This is a genomic window from Baekduia sp. (assembly GCF_035318805.1).
Classification (GTDB): domain Bacteria; phylum Actinomycetota; class Thermoleophilia; order Solirubrobacterales; family Solirubrobacteraceae; genus Baekduia.
Genome location: NZ_DATHDY010000140.1, coordinates 1 through 13,008, shown reverse-complemented (window position 1 = coordinate 13,008; position 13,008 = coordinate 1). Strand labels below are relative to the sequence as shown.

At 71.1% G+C, this 13,008-nt stretch carries 13 protein-coding genes; 12 read left to right on the top strand and 1 reads right to left on the bottom strand.

Going from position 1 to position 13,008, the window contains the following annotated elements; genetic code table 11:
- Positions 1-975 carry an ABC transporter substrate-binding protein gene (locus VK501_RS28220; protein ID WP_324343392.1) on the bottom strand — a complete coding sequence of 325 codons (975 nt, stop codon included), beginning with the start codon at positions 973-975 and terminating at the stop codon, positions 1-3.
- A 67-nt stretch (positions 976-1,042) separates the two neighbouring features.
- On the opposite strand from VK501_RS28220, the gene VK501_RS28215 reads away from it, so the two are divergent.
- The 12 genes from VK501_RS28215 to VK501_RS28160 all read left to right on the top strand — a co-directional run bounded on the left by VK501_RS28215 (position 1,043) and on the right by VK501_RS28160 (position 12,906).
- The gene (locus VK501_RS28215) at positions 1,043-2,938 is read left to right on the top strand and encodes a CHASE3 domain-containing protein (RefSeq protein WP_324343391.1); all 1,896 of its coding nucleotides are present in this window, start codon (positions 1,043-1,045) and stop codon (positions 2,936-2,938) included.
- 37 nt (positions 2,939-2,975) lie between these two features.
- Complete coding sequence (locus VK501_RS28210) at positions 2,976-3,290, top strand: metalloregulator ArsR/SmtB family transcription factor (protein WP_324343390.1); 315 nt, start codon at positions 2,976-2,978, stop codon at positions 3,288-3,290.
- The gene (locus VK501_RS28205) at positions 3,287-4,024 is read left to right on the top strand and encodes a DUF899 domain-containing protein (RefSeq protein WP_324343389.1); all 738 of its coding nucleotides are present in this window, start codon (positions 3,287-3,289) and stop codon (positions 4,022-4,024) included. Before VK501_RS28210 ends, VK501_RS28205 begins: the two co-directional genes overlap by 4 nt.
- A complete protein-coding gene (locus tag VK501_RS28200) occupies positions 4,021-4,152 on the top strand; it encodes a hypothetical protein (protein ID WP_324343388.1) in 132 nt (43 codons plus the stop codon). The genes VK501_RS28205 and VK501_RS28200 overlap by 4 nt, the downstream gene beginning before the upstream one ends.
- A complete protein-coding gene (locus tag VK501_RS28195; RefSeq protein WP_324343387.1) occupies positions 4,149-4,598 on the top strand; it encodes an SRPBCC domain-containing protein in 450 nt (149 codons plus the stop codon). Before VK501_RS28200 ends, VK501_RS28195 begins: the two co-directional genes overlap by 4 nt.
- A gap of 309 nt (positions 4,599-4,907) precedes the next feature.
- Positions 4,908-7,364, top strand: coding sequence for a hypothetical protein (locus VK501_RS28190; RefSeq protein WP_324343386.1), 2,457 nt, complete (start codon positions 4,908-4,910; stop codon positions 7,362-7,364).
- Between the two features lie 20 nt (positions 7,365-7,384).
- Entirely contained in the window at positions 7,385-8,365 is a 981-nt protein-coding gene (locus VK501_RS28185) for a hypothetical protein (RefSeq protein ID WP_324343385.1), read from the top strand.
- Positions 8,366-8,371: 6 nt separating this feature from the next.
- Positions 8,372-8,932 (top strand): hypothetical protein, encoded by a 561-nt coding sequence (locus tag VK501_RS28180; RefSeq protein ID WP_324343384.1) that lies wholly within the window; start codon positions 8,372-8,374, stop codon positions 8,930-8,932.
- A gap of 63 nt (positions 8,933-8,995) precedes the next feature.
- The gene (locus VK501_RS28175) at positions 8,996-9,667 is read left to right on the top strand and encodes a sigma-70 family RNA polymerase sigma factor (RefSeq protein WP_324343383.1); all 672 of its coding nucleotides are present in this window, start codon (positions 8,996-8,998) and stop codon (positions 9,665-9,667) included.
- Positions 9,664-9,897: a hypothetical protein gene (locus VK501_RS28170; RefSeq protein ID WP_324343382.1), complete on the top strand. Its 234-nt coding sequence runs from the start codon at positions 9,664-9,666 to the stop codon at positions 9,895-9,897. The genes VK501_RS28175 and VK501_RS28170 overlap by 4 nt, the downstream gene beginning before the upstream one ends.
- Before the next feature lie 167 nt (positions 9,898-10,064).
- Positions 10,065-11,768, top strand: coding sequence for an MOSC and FAD-binding oxidoreductase domain-containing protein (locus tag VK501_RS28165; protein ID WP_324343451.1), 1,704 nt, complete (start codon positions 10,065-10,067; stop codon positions 11,766-11,768).
- Between the two features lie 58 nt (positions 11,769-11,826).
- A complete protein-coding gene (locus VK501_RS28160) occupies positions 11,827-12,906 on the top strand; it encodes a hypothetical protein (protein ID WP_324343381.1) in 1,080 nt (359 codons plus the stop codon).
- Positions 12,907-13,008: the final 102 nt, after the last annotated feature.

The window sequence follows — 13,008 nt, the reverse complement described above, 5'->3', positions numbered from 1 at the left end:
TCACGTCACGGGCTGCGCGAGCCAGTAGTCGATGCGCTTGGCCATGCGACCCGAATCACGTAGGTCGCGCACCCAGGCGTTGACGCAGCCGCGCCATGCCTCGTCGCCCTTCGGAAGCCCGAACGCGACGTCGAACGGGTCGAGCACGTCCTCGGAGGACGCCCGCTGCCCCGTGACGCGCCCGTTGCGCCCGATCGCGGCGAGCGGCGGCCGGCGGAACTTCTCGCGGATGACCTTCATCGCGGCGGCCTGGGACATCGTCGCGTCGGCTCGGTCGTCCGCGAGGACGTCGTGGAGAAGGAGCCGGTTGCCGAGTGGGGTATCGCTGATCTTCGCCTTGGGGACGTACTTCTTCGCCAGGTCGAGCTGCGCGGTTCCGGTTCCGTACACGAAGCGGACGGCGGGGTTGTTCAGATCGTCGATCGTCTGGTACGGCGAGTCCTCGAGAACGTAGAAGAGCTGGCCCGACTGGTAGTAGGGCACCGAGAAGTCGATCAGCTTCTTGCGCTCGTCGGTGACGAACAGCTCGGCGCCGACGATGTCGGCCTGACCGGTGACCAGCGCTTGCGGCAACACGTCGTAGGAGTACTCGGCGATGTCGAAGTCGACACCGAGGATGTTCGCCAGCTCGGCGGCGTTCTGCGCCTCGACGCCGGCCCACACGCCGCGCTCGAGCTCGAACCCGAACGGCGGCGAAACCCCGATCGCCCAGAACAGAACCCCCTCACGCTTGATCCGGTCGATGGTCGCAGACCGTACGTCGCAGGCCTTCCTGACCCCCGCGTCCACGTTGGTCTGGATCCTGGGCGGGTGGAACGTGCCGGTGGCCGCGTTCCCTGAGGCTGCCCTGGCCCCTCCGCCGTCGCCGCCACAGGCCGCAGGCATGGCCGTCAGGATCGCGACCGCGCTCAGCACGACGGCGAGGCGCGCTGCGCTCCGACCTCGTCCCTGGCGCCGGGCCTCCGAGGAGGTCATCATCACCTCAGTATCCCGTCATGCTCGGCAGAGAGCACGTGAAATGAGACGCGGGCTGACTGGCCGGATGGTCGTCGCGAGCGGTCTCCTCGCGATCATCGTGGGCGGGGCGTTCGCGGCTGTCCTCGTCACGATCACGCAGCTGCGCGGGACGACCGACCTGAGGCGCCAGACCCGCGAGGCGCTCGTAGCGGCCGACACGCTCGAGAAGCACATCATCGACCTCGAGACAGGACTGCGCGGCTTCGTCATCACCCGCGACGAGAGCTTCCTCCAGCCGTCCAACGATGCGCGCGCAGCCTTGCCGGACAGCGCAAGAGCGCTCGAACGCCTTGCCGCTGACGAGCCCGTCCAGCGCGCCCGCGTCCGGCGAATCGTCCGGGCCATGGATGCATATGACCGGCAATACGCGCTGCCGCTGGTGCGCGCCGTGCGACGAGACGACCCCTCCGTGCGCAGCGTCGAGCGCACCCTCACGGGCAAGCAGCGCGTCGACGCCCTGCGGCAGGGCCTCAACAGCTTCCGCACCGCGGAGCGCGCCCGGCTCGAACGGCGGGACGCCGACGTCGACGAGGCCGCGCGCCGCGCTACGGCCGCAGCCGCCGTCGGTGTCGCAGGGTCGGTCGTCCTCATCATCGTCTTCTCGGGCTACCTGACGCGCGTCATCGTCCGGCCGCTGCGCCGCGCGGCGGTGATGGCCAACCGGCTCGCGGGTGGGGACCTGAGCGCACGCATGCGCGAGACCGACGTCGCCGAGATCGGAGCGCTCGAGCGCTCCTTCAACGTCATGGCCGGCTCGCTCGAGACGAGCCGCGACAAGCTGGCGTCGCTCCTCGCCGAGCAGGCCGCCCTACGGCGAGTGGCAACGCTCGTCGCGCGCGGCGCCGCGTCGGCGGAGGTGTTTGCCGTGACAGCCACGGAGGTCTGCCGGCTGCTGGGAACGACCAGCACGGCGCTCTGCCGCTACGAGCCCGACGCGACGGGCACCGTGGTCGCCCTGGCCACCGATGTCGAACTCGGCGTAGGCGTCGGAGCGCGCCTCACGCTGGAAGGCGAGAACGCCATGGGAACCGTGTTCCGCACAGGGCGGGCGGCCCGCGTGGACAGCTTCGAACGCCCCACCGGCACGCTCGCAGACCTTGCCCGCAAAGGGGGCATATGTACGTCGGTCGGCGCGCCGATCGTGGTCGAAGGGCGCCTGTGGGGCGTCGTGGTCTTGTCTTCGCGCGGCCGCACGCTCCCGGCCGACACCGAGCAGCGCCTGGCCGACTTCACCGAGCTCGTGGCCACGGCGATCGCCAACGCCGACGGCCGCGCCCAGCTGGTCGCCTCGCGTGCCCGCGTGCTCACGGCCGGCGACGACGCGCGCCGCCGCGTCGTGCGCGATCTGCACGACGGGGCACAGCAGCGCCTCGTGCACACGATCGTCACGCTCAAGCTCGCGCAGGGCGCCGCGCAGGGCGCCGCGCAGGACGCCACGCAGGACGATGGCGAGTCGGCGGATGCGCTCGTGGCCGAGGCGCTCGAGCAGGCTGAGCAGGCCAACGCCGAGCTGCGCGAGCTGGCCCACGGCATCCTGCCCGCGGTTCTGGCTCGCGGCGGACTCCGGGCCGGCCTCGACGCGCTGGTGTCGCGCGTGCGCGTGCCGGTCGACGTGGACGTGGACGGGGCCGTGGCCGGCGACCGGCTTCCGGCCGAGATCGAGGCCAGCGCCTACTTCGTCGTCGCCGAGGCGCTCACCAACGTGGTCAAGCACTCCCGCGCGCGAAGCGCGGAGGTCAAGGCGTGGGTCGAAGACCGGGCGCTGCACCTCGACGTGCGCGACGACGGAGTCGGCGGGGCCCGCCCCGACGGAACCGGCCTGCTCGGGCTCAACGACCGCGTCGCCGCGCTCGGAGGCCGGTTGCGCGTCGAGAGCCCGCCGGGCCGAGGCACCCGGATCGCCGCCACGCTGCCGCTGTGAGCCCTGGTGCTCGGACATCTGTGCTACGGTTCACCATGTGGTTAACGATCCGTTCAAGGCGCTGTCGCACCCGATCCGCCGCGGCATCGTCGAGCGCCTCGCCGAAGGTCCGGCGACGGTCGGCGAGGCCACCGGCGGCTTCGGGGTGTCGAAGCCTGCGATCTCCAAGCACTTGAAGGTGCTGGAGGAGACCGGCGTGGTGAAGCGCGTGGTCGAGGGCCGGACGCATCGGCTCTCGCTCGAGCCGGAGGTGCTCAGCGTGGCCGCCGACTGGATGGATCGCCAGCGCGCCCTGTGGGGGCGCCTGTTCGATGTCGTCGACGAGTACCTGAAGGAGGAAGGATCGCCATGAACATGCCGCCGATCGTGTCCGCGCAGGAGTGGGATGCCGCCCGCGAGGAACTGCTGGTCAAGGAGAAGGAGCTCACCCGCGCCCGCGACGGGCTGGCCGCCGAGCGCCGCCGGATGCCGAGGATGGCCGTGGAGAAGGACTATGCCTTCGACGGCCCGGCGGGCGCGGCGAGCCTGCTCGACCTGTTCGACGGGCGCCGTCAGCTGATCGTCTACCGCTTCTTCTTCGAGCCCGGCGTGGCCGGCTGGCCGGAGAGCGGCTGCCGCGGGTGCTCGAAGATGGCCGACCAGGTCGACCACCTCGCGCATCTGAACGCCCGCGACACCACGTTCGCGAACGTCTCGCGCGCGCCGCAGGCCGACATCGAGCGCTGGAAGGCGCGGATGGGGTGGGAGATCCCCTGGTACACGATCACCGACGACTTCGACGCGGACTTCGGCGTGGACGAGTGGCACGGCACCAACGCGTTCTTCCGCGACGACGACGACCGGATCTTCCGCACCTACTTCATCAACCAGCGTGGCGACGAGGCGCTGGGCAGCGTCTGGAGCTATCTCGACATGACCGCGCTCGGGCGTCAGGAGGAGTGGGAGGACTCGCCCGAGGGCTACCCGCAGACGCCGCCCTACGGGTGGTGGAACCTCCACGACGAGTACGACGAGGCCACCGTCTTCGAGGCGGCGCTCTCAGAGTCCAGCGCCTCGCAGCGCGGCTCGAGGAGCCCGCGCTCGTGATCGCCCACGTGGGAGGCGTGCCGGTGGAGGAGCTCGTGCCGGCGCTGGCCGGCACGGGCACCGGCTTGCTGGTCGCGCGAGCCTGGGTCATGCTGCGCCTGCGACGCCGACGGGACCACGGGACGTGACCGACACCAAGACGCTGCACATCGAGCGCACCTTCCAGGCGCCCGCCGAGCGGGTCTTCGACGCGTGGACCAGCGAGGAGGTGATCCGGCGCTGGTGGCAGGCCGAGCACGGCTGGGAGACGACCGAGGCCGAAGTGGACCTGCGCGTCGGCGGCGTCGTGCGCGTCGTCATGCACGACCCGGCCAACGACGTCGACCACGGCGGCGGCGGCAGGTACACCGAGATCGACCCGCCGACCCGCCTGGCGTTCACCTGGCTCTGGGACGGCGACACACGGCGAACGCTGATCGAGATCGACTTCGAGGAGACCGACGGAGCCACCACCGTCCGGTTCACCCACAGCGGCCTGTGGGACGAGGAGGCCGTCCGCTCGCACGAGGGCGGGTGGGGCAGGGTCCTCGACAACCTCGGACGGACCTTGGAGGCGGATCGCCGGGCGGGATAGGTGGAGATCGCCGAGCGCCTCACCCGTGGGCCGAGCCAGGCGATCCGGCCGGCGGCTCTTCCTATGATTCCGCGCCGCGAGATCTAGGAGTCCGTGGCAGCGGTTGGAGGCTTTGCACGCTGAGCGGTCGCGAAGCGGTGCAGATCGTGAGGCCCGCCCCCGAGCGCTGCGGGCGCTCCTGTACGGTCGGCCGTAGACCCGTCGCGCCGTCATCCGGCCTCTGGCATGCCGCGCGAGGCGGCCACCGACTGCCTGTCGTCCCTTGGCCGCCGTGCGCGGCCCCTGCCTCTCACGGAGGAGGTCGCCGACGTGACCACCGAGCTGACGAAGTTCACCGACGCCTACGCGACGATGACCGTCGCGGCGTACGAGCCGCTGATCCTGCGCTGGGTGTCGCTGTTGGGCATCCGGTTCGTGTCGAGCTCTGTGGTGTCCCGGCTGCCGAAGGCGCAGGCGGTCGGCTTCGACGGGCGGCGGCCCGCGGCGCTGGCGCTCGGTCACACGGTGCGGACGCCGGTGCCGCGCGAGCTCGACTTCGTCGCCGACGACGACCAGCTCGCGGTGCCGATCAGCATCGACGGCAAGGCGGTGGATCCGAGCACGGTGCAGCGTCTCGACGTCCCGGGCTTCCCCAACGCGGTCGCGGTCGGCAAGGACGTCTACCTGCACGGGTTCTCCGAGACCGACCCGAACCTGCTGTTCTCGCACGAGGAGCTTGGAGCCGACCCGCGGGTGCTGCGGGAGCTCGGAGCGCGCTCGCGCTCCTTCGTCCAGGGCCTCACCGCGATCCCGCTGACCGTCGACGGCCGGCTGGGTCGCCAGCAGTCCGGCCTCGACTTCGCGCGCACCCGCGATGGCCTCGAGAAGAACCTGGTCAAGGCCGCGAAGTCGTGGGTGGCCAACCAGGACGGGCCCGGGCTCGACGAGCGGATGCGCGACGCCCTGCGGTTCGACGGCACCCTCGTGCCCCACCTGTGGCCGATGGGCATCAGCGTCCAGGAGGCGCTGTCGCCGATCGGCATCGCCCACTACTACCGGCAGTTGTACTTCAACAAGGAAGAGGGCGTCGGCCCGATCGAGGAGGCGTTCACGATCGCGCCGCTCGAGACGCTCGAGGTGATCTACCAGACCGTGCGCAAGCAGACCCACGAGGAGGTCCTCGAACAGGGGCTGGAGGTCGTCAGCGAGTCCGCGGTCGAGGAGAAGAACCTCGACGAGGTGTCCGACAAGGTGTCGTCGATGGTGCAGCAGGACGTCTCGGCGTCCATGTCCGCCAACGCGTCAGGCGGCATCGGCGTCTGGCAGGTCGGCGCGTCGGCGTCGGCCAGCTTCGGCGTCAGCTCGCAGCGCGGCCGCGAGTACTCCACGCGTCGCCTGAAGGAGGTCACCAAGCGGGCGTCGGAGCGGATCACCAAGAGCTTCAGCATCAAGACCACCGACACGCTTGAGGTCACCGAGACGAGCACGACGCGCCGGGTGATCAGGAACGACAGCGCTGCGCCGGTGAGCTACGGGCTCCGGCGCGTGCTCCGGCGCGTGAACGTCAAGGTCCAGGAGCTGGGTCCCAAGCTCGTGTGGCAGGTCTACCTGCGCGGCCCGGGTGAGGGCCTGGCGCGGAGCAGGTTCGTGCACTTCCGGGAAGCCGGCCCGATCACCGTGCCGGACGTCCCTCCGGGCGTCCCGCCGCGGCCCTCCGGCGGCACCGAGACCGAGTCCACCTCGACATCCATCATGTGGGACGGTGCCAAGAAGGTGTACTACGTGACGATCGTGGTCAAGCCCGGCACGGACCGCGTCGTCACGGGCGTCCGCATCGACTCGATCACCGACCTCGAGGGCGGCGGCAAGGACGACGAGGCCCCGGCACCCCACAACGAGTTCGACCTCGGCTCGACCTGGAGCCCGGGAACGCAGACCTACACCGCCAAGATCGGAATCCTCCCGGGCGACAGCCTCACGGTCCAGGTCTCTTACTCCTACACGTGGGTCCCGTCCCCCGGTGTGATGGCCGATTGGGAGGCCAAGCGGCAGGCGGCGGTCACCGCGGCGAACGAGGAGGCCCTGACCCGCCAGTTCGAGCAGAACAAGGCGCTCATCACGGAGAAGAGCAAGATCAAGGCCCGTCCCGCCAACGACCTCCGCATGGAGGAGCGGTACGAGGTCATGAACCGGATGGTCAGCTACCTCTTCGGTCGCGGCGATGACCCGAGCGAGCCCACGCCCTTGGAGATCGAGTACTTCCACCGCTACTTCGACATCGAAGGCATCTTCACGTACACCCACCCCTCGTGGTGGAAGCCGCGGTACGCGTCGAGGACGGTCGGGATCGGGCGAGAGGCCTACGAGATCACCGCCGACAGCGAGCCGGCGCCCCTGGGCTCGTCCTTGGGGTGGATGATCCAGCTCGACGGCGACCGGCGACGCAACGAGTTCATCAACAGCCCGTGGGCGCGTGTCTGCCTGCCGATGCGCCCGGGCCGCGAGCGCGAGGCCGTGGGGTGGCTCGCGAAGCACCTCGAGGGCGAGGTCGGGTACGACGCGGGCAGCGGCGTGCTCGCGGATCTGCTCGCCGAGATCGCGGGGTACCGGGAGCGGGAGCAGAAGCTCGGCCTCGACGGCGCGGACTGGGTGACGGTCAGCGCCACGCCAGGGGCTCCCGCCGACCCGGCCAAGCCCGAAGGCGTCTATCCCGTCGTCGACGAGTTCGACGTCACCATGCCGACGGACGGCTTCGTCTACGACGAGCTCAACGTCGTGATCCCGTAGTCCGTGGGCCGTTCTTTCCGATGGCGCAGGTGATCGTGATCGCGCAGGGGATCGAGATCCGGTCGGTCGGCCAGGGCACGATCCTGCAGGCCTTCCTGACGGCGAACTGCGACCGCAAAGGCGCGGCGCCCGCCGCCGGGGCGAACAACACGTGGCGCTTCCCGAAGGGCTCGGCCGCCAAGGCGACGCACGAGATCCGCGTGGTCTACGGGATGGCGGACCTGGCGGCGGCGCTCGACCTCGCCGACGCCCTCGTGGTCTACGAAGGGCACTCGCGGTACGGCCAGGGGCCTGCGTTCGGCCCCGAGGGCAGAGACCACGTCCTGGACAAGAAGAAGTTCCCGGTGAACCTCTGGGGCGTGCATTTCCGCATGGGCTATGACGCGACCGATACCGAGTGCGTCGGCGACCTGCTCGAGCACTCCGTCATGCCTGTGGAGCACGACCTGACGGTGGCGAACCCGAAGGCGTTCCTCCCGTCGGCCCTCGTGACCGCGACCACGAACGTGCGGAAGCAGGACAGCCGGATCCGGGCGAAGAAGGTCAAAGCGAAAGACGTGTGCGGGCTGACCGGGGCCTGGCGGCCGCTGGACGTCTGCCAGCCCGCGCGGTCGGGCACCAAGACGGCCCGCGGCGAGCTGCCGCTCAAGGGGCGTCACTACTACGTGCACAAGGACCACGCAAAGCCCGAGGAGTTCCTGACCGCGGTCAAGGTCGGCTCGGCGGACATCGACAAGGCCAAGCTGGCGTGCCGGGTGCTGTTCATGGCCTCGTGCTCGAGCAAGGTGCACTTCCACGCCGCCCTGATCCGGCGACGGACCGCCGCCAAGTCCGCCTGCCGGTTCCTGCTCACCGGCCAGGTCTGCCAGACGTCGCACGCGACGACGTTCCTCAAGCAGGTCCTGATCAAGAAGCTCGACCCGACCGCCAAGCGCGACATGAACAAGATCGTCAAGGCGCTCAACGGCGAGCTCATGTCGGGCAACGTCGGGGTCTACTGAGTCACGATGGCCGTCGATCCCCAGCTCCTCGCGCAGGCGCTCCGCACGCCGGAATCCCAGGACGTCACCGAAACGCCGATCGCGCGGGCGGTGATCCTGACCGAACCGGCGAACGTCGTCGACCTGGTGCCGGCGCTGGAGCGCGGCGACACGCTCGAGTCCCGCAACGCGCGTCGGATCCTGTGCCAGTTCGGCCCCGATGCCGTGCCCCATCTCCTGGGCGCGCTGGCCGCCACCGCGAGCGCGGACGCGCGCGCCGAGGGCGTGGCGGTGCTGTGGGCGCTGCTCAGCGTCGAGGAGCCGCACGTCGTCCGCGCGCAGCTCCGCGACGCGTGGCCCGCGGTCGGCGCCCTGCTGCGCGACCCGAGTCGGTTGCCCGACACGGTCCCGGAGTACGTCGAGCGCGACTTCACCGGCCGGGTCTGCGACCTCGCCTACGTCGTCGTCGAGGAGCTGCTCGACCATCGGTTCGACCAGACGTCGTTCCGCGTGCTCGACGACGGGGGCCGAGACCGGGCGATCCGCGAGCTGCTGTCCGGAGGCCTCGGCAGCCCACCTGTGGCGTGACCGGTGCGGCACCACCGCGGTCTTACCGGTTGGTTCACGCGTCGCCGGCCTACGATCAGGCAGGTGAGTCGCGAGCCCACATCGCAGTCGACCCGCGCGCTCTCGGGCGTACCCCGCGATCCCACGTCCAGGCGGTGGGTCGCGCAGCTGCACGCCCGCCATCCGCGCCATGACCAGGCGGTCGCCAAGCTCCACGACATGCTCCGGCGGGCGGCGTTGCACGAGCTGCACCGCCGCCGCGGCCAGCTCCCGGGCCTCGCGGGCCCCGAGTTAGAGGACGTCGCCGAGCAGTGCGCCAACGACGCCGTCATCAACATCATCAAGAAGGTCGACGACTTCCGCGGGCTCAGCCGGTTCACGACCTGGGCCTACAAGTTCGCGATCTTCGAGGTCTCGGCCAAGGTCGCACGCCACAGCTGGCGGCACCAGCCGCCCGGCACCGAAGCGCTGACGCTCGAGCGCCTTCCCGACGCGCTGGCGGCGCGCCCCGGCGACCAGGTCGAGCGGCGCGAGCAGCTCGAGACGCTGACGCGAGCCGTCGCGGACGATCTCACGCCACGCCAGCGCGAGGTGTTCGTGGCGGTCGCGCTCAACGACGTGCCGATCGACGTGCTCGCGCTCGAGTTGCAGTCCAACCGCAACGCGATCTACAAGAACCTCTTCGACGCGCGGCGCCGCCTCCGCGCGAGCCTGGCCGCCGCCGGCTACCCGATCGCAGAACAGGAGGGGCGATGACCGATCTCCACGCCTTCGACGAGCTGCTACGCGCTCACGACGGCGACGCCGGCTGCGACGCCGGTGTGCCGATCATGGAGGAGTACGTCGAGATGGAGCTGCGCGGCCAGGATCCCAGCACGCGCTTTCCCGGAACCACCATCCACTTGCGCGTCTGTCCTGGTTGCCGCGCTGACCACGATGGTGTGCTGGAGGCCGCCCGGCGGTTCGGCGACGTCGCCCCCGAATAGCCGAGCCCGGTAAGACGAGGTCCCGGCCGCCCACTCATGCACCGACGGCGCTCGGCGATCGGCCGGCGCCCCGGTTCATCAGGAGGAGTGCCCGCCATGCCGACCACCGCCCACATGCTTCGACGCCTGCGGGCCGCCACCGAACGATGAGCGGCCGCCTCTTGTCAGTGAACGTCGGCCGCCCGCGCGAGGTGGAGTGGGAGGGCAAGACGGTGCGCACCGCGATCTGGAAGGAGCCGGTCGCCGGGCCCCGCATGGTCCGCACGATCAACATCGACGGCGACGACCAGGCCGACCGCCGGGCCCACGGCGGCGAGCACCGCGCGGTCTTCGTCTACCAGATCGAGTCCTACAAGTACTGGGAGCGCGAGCTCGGCCGCCACGACTTCACCCACGGCCAGTTCGGCGAGAACTTCACGGTCGACGGGCTCGCCGACGACGAGGTCTGCATCGGCGACCGCTACCGCATCGGCGGCGCGCTGTTCGAGGTCACCCAGCCGCGCGTCACGTGCTACCGCGTCGGCATCCGGATGGAGCTGGCCGGCATGCCGTCGCTGCTCGTCGCCCATCACCGGCCCGGCTTCTACCTCCGGGTGCTCGAGGAGGGCGAGGTCGAGGCGGGCGACGATGTCGTCAAGGTCGCCGACGGGCCTGAGCGGATCACGGTCGCCGACGTCGATGCGCTGCTCTACCTGCCCAACCGCTCGCGGGCGCTGCTGGAGCGCGCGCTGCACGTCCCCGCCCTGAGCGAGGGGTGGCAGGGCAGCTTCCGGCAGCTGCTGGCCGGCGAGGACGGAGCGGCCGCGGACGCGCCGGCCTGGACCGGCTTCCGGCCGATGCGCGTGAGCGCCATCGAGCGCGAGAGCGACACGATCACGTCGTTCCGCCTGGTCCCGACCGAGGGCGCCGCGACGCCGGTCGGCCGGGCGGGCCAGTACCTGACCGTGCGTGTGCGGCCCGACGCGGACGGGCCCGCGCTCGTGCGCAGCTACTCGCTGTCCTCCCTCCCCGGCGACGACGGCTTTCGCATCAGCGTCAAGCGCGAGGGCGCGGTCAGCCGCTTCCTACACGACCGCGCCGCGATCGGCGCCGTCCTCGATGTCGCCGCGCCGCGCGGCTCGTTCATCCTGCGCAGGGGCGAAGGCCCGATCGTCCTCCTGAGCGCCGGCGTCGGTGCGACGCCGGTCCTGGCGATGCTGCACGAGCTCGTCCGGGAACGCAGCCTGCGTCCGGTGTGGTGGATCCACGCGGCGCGCAACGCGCGCGAGCACGCCTTCGCGCGAGAGGCCCAGGAGCTGCTCGGCCGGTTGCCCGAAACCCATCGGCTCGTCGCCTACAGCCGCGCGACCGGGGTCGCGGACCAAGGCATGGCCTATGACATCGCCGGGAGGATCGACCCCGCCGCCGTCGACCGCGCGGACGTCCCCAAGGACGCCGACTACTACCTCTGCGGCCCGGAGGGGTTCATGCACGCGCTGTCGGCCGCACTCACCGCGCGCGGCGTCGCGCCCGAGCGCGTGGCGACCGAGGCGTTCGGCAGCGTCGCGGTCACACGCTCGGGGATCGTCGAGGCCGACACGCGGGCGCCGCATCCCCCCGGCGGCCGGGCGGGCGACGGCCCCGCCGTCACGTTCGGTCGCAGCGGCCTCTCGGTCGCCTGGGACGATCGCTTTCCGAGTCTCCTCGACCTGGCCGAGGCGTGCAGCGTGCCGGTCGGCTTCGGCTGCCGGACCGGGGTGTGTCACAACTGCGAGAGCGGGCTCGTCGCGGGCGCGGTCGAGTACACCACGCAGCCGCTGGAGCATCCGCCGCGCGGGCGAGTGCTGGTGTGCTGCAGCCGACCGGCGGAGGACGTGACCCTCGACCTATGAGGGCGTTCGGCGCTTGCTCCGCGTGACGTGCGGCGCTCTTTGATGCAGAATCCCGCCGATGCGTCGCCCTCACCGCTGGTTCCTCATCATGTCGGTCCTCGCGGCGCTGGCGCCCGCGACCACCGCCACCGCCGCGTCCTCGCCGGATCCGACCACCTGGCAGTCCGACGCCAAGGCGCCGGACCCCGGCCCGGCGCTGGCCTGCGCCGGCGGCGCCGGGACCGTGACGCCCGCGGTCGGCGCGGCGGAGACCGAGTACGGCGGCATCGGCAGCGCGTCCGACGACAAGGACATCTCCTACGTGCGGGTGGCGCTGGCCACCGCGGGGCCCGACGGCTGCGCGCCGGCCGGTGGAACCCACGCCCAGATCGAGGTCATCCCGTCGATCGACCTCTCCACCTCGCATCCTGCCATGTGCGCCGTCGGGACCGCCGACGCGCAGCCGTGCGCGGTGACGACGCGCCCGGGCGAGTTCGGCGGCGTGATCGTCGAGGACGACCGCACCGGCACGCCGGCGCCGTGGGCGGTCGGCGCGCCGGGCGCGGGTGGTGGGGATCGTGGGCCCGTTTTCATCGAGCTGCCCTACGACGAGGCCAACGGGACGTTCGGCCAGGAGCCCGAGCACCGCTGTGCCCCGGCGGGCCCGTGCTCACCGAAGGCCGCCGGCTACCGCGCGCAGTTCGCCGTCCGCTACCTGCCGGGCACGGGCGGCACGCCGTCGGCACCGATCCTGACGACCGTCGGGTTGCACGACGACCCGAGCATCGACGAGGACGGCGCGGGCACCGGGCCCGCCACCGACGACGGATCCTCCTGGCTCTACGCGCCGTTCCCGTCGCAGGTCTCGCGCCCGTCGCTGCGCCGCGGCTGGACCGTCCACGTCCGCGCCAAGAAGGGCCAGACCGGAAAGGTCGAGGTCACGGTCGGCCGGCACCTGATCGCCACCGGCTCGGCCAGGGCCACGCGGACGGGCAAGTTGTCCATCAAGGTCAAGCTGACGAAGAGCGGACCCAAGTACCTGGCCAAGCGCGACGCCTACCTGGTCGTCAAGCTCACCGGCCACGTGTCGCAGGCGGCGCCGATCGTGCTCTACGGGAGCTCCAAAGATGGCATGAGCCGGGCGGCGGTCCCGGCGTAGGGGGGACCTCCTCAGCTCAAGCGCGCATGATGCGCGCAGGTAGTTAACCGTGGAGCTTGAGGAGGCCCCGTAATGGCAATCGTAATGGGACTCGATCAGCAT

Coding starts and splice junctions, on each gene's coding strand:
- VK501_RS28220 (WP_324343392.1), bottom strand. CDS start 975: ATGACCTCCTCGGAGGCCCGGCGCCAGGGACGAGGTCGGAGCGCAGCG.
- VK501_RS28160 (WP_324343381.1), top strand. CDS start 11,827: ATGCGTCGCCCTCACCGCTGGTTCCTCATCATGTCGGTCCTCGCGGCG.
- VK501_RS28185 (WP_324343385.1), top strand. CDS start 7,385: ATGGCGCAGGTGATCGTGATCGCGCAGGGGATCGAGATCCGGTCGGTC.
- VK501_RS28170 (WP_324343382.1), top strand. CDS start 9,664: ATGACCGATCTCCACGCCTTCGACGAGCTGCTACGCGCTCACGACGGC.
- VK501_RS28180 (WP_324343384.1), top strand. CDS start 8,372: ATGGCCGTCGATCCCCAGCTCCTCGCGCAGGCGCTCCGCACGCCGGAA.
- VK501_RS28215 (WP_324343391.1), top strand. CDS start 1,043: ATGGTCGTCGCGAGCGGTCTCCTCGCGATCATCGTGGGCGGGGCGTTC.
- VK501_RS28205 (WP_324343389.1), top strand. CDS start 3,287: ATGAACATGCCGCCGATCGTGTCCGCGCAGGAGTGGGATGCCGCCCGC.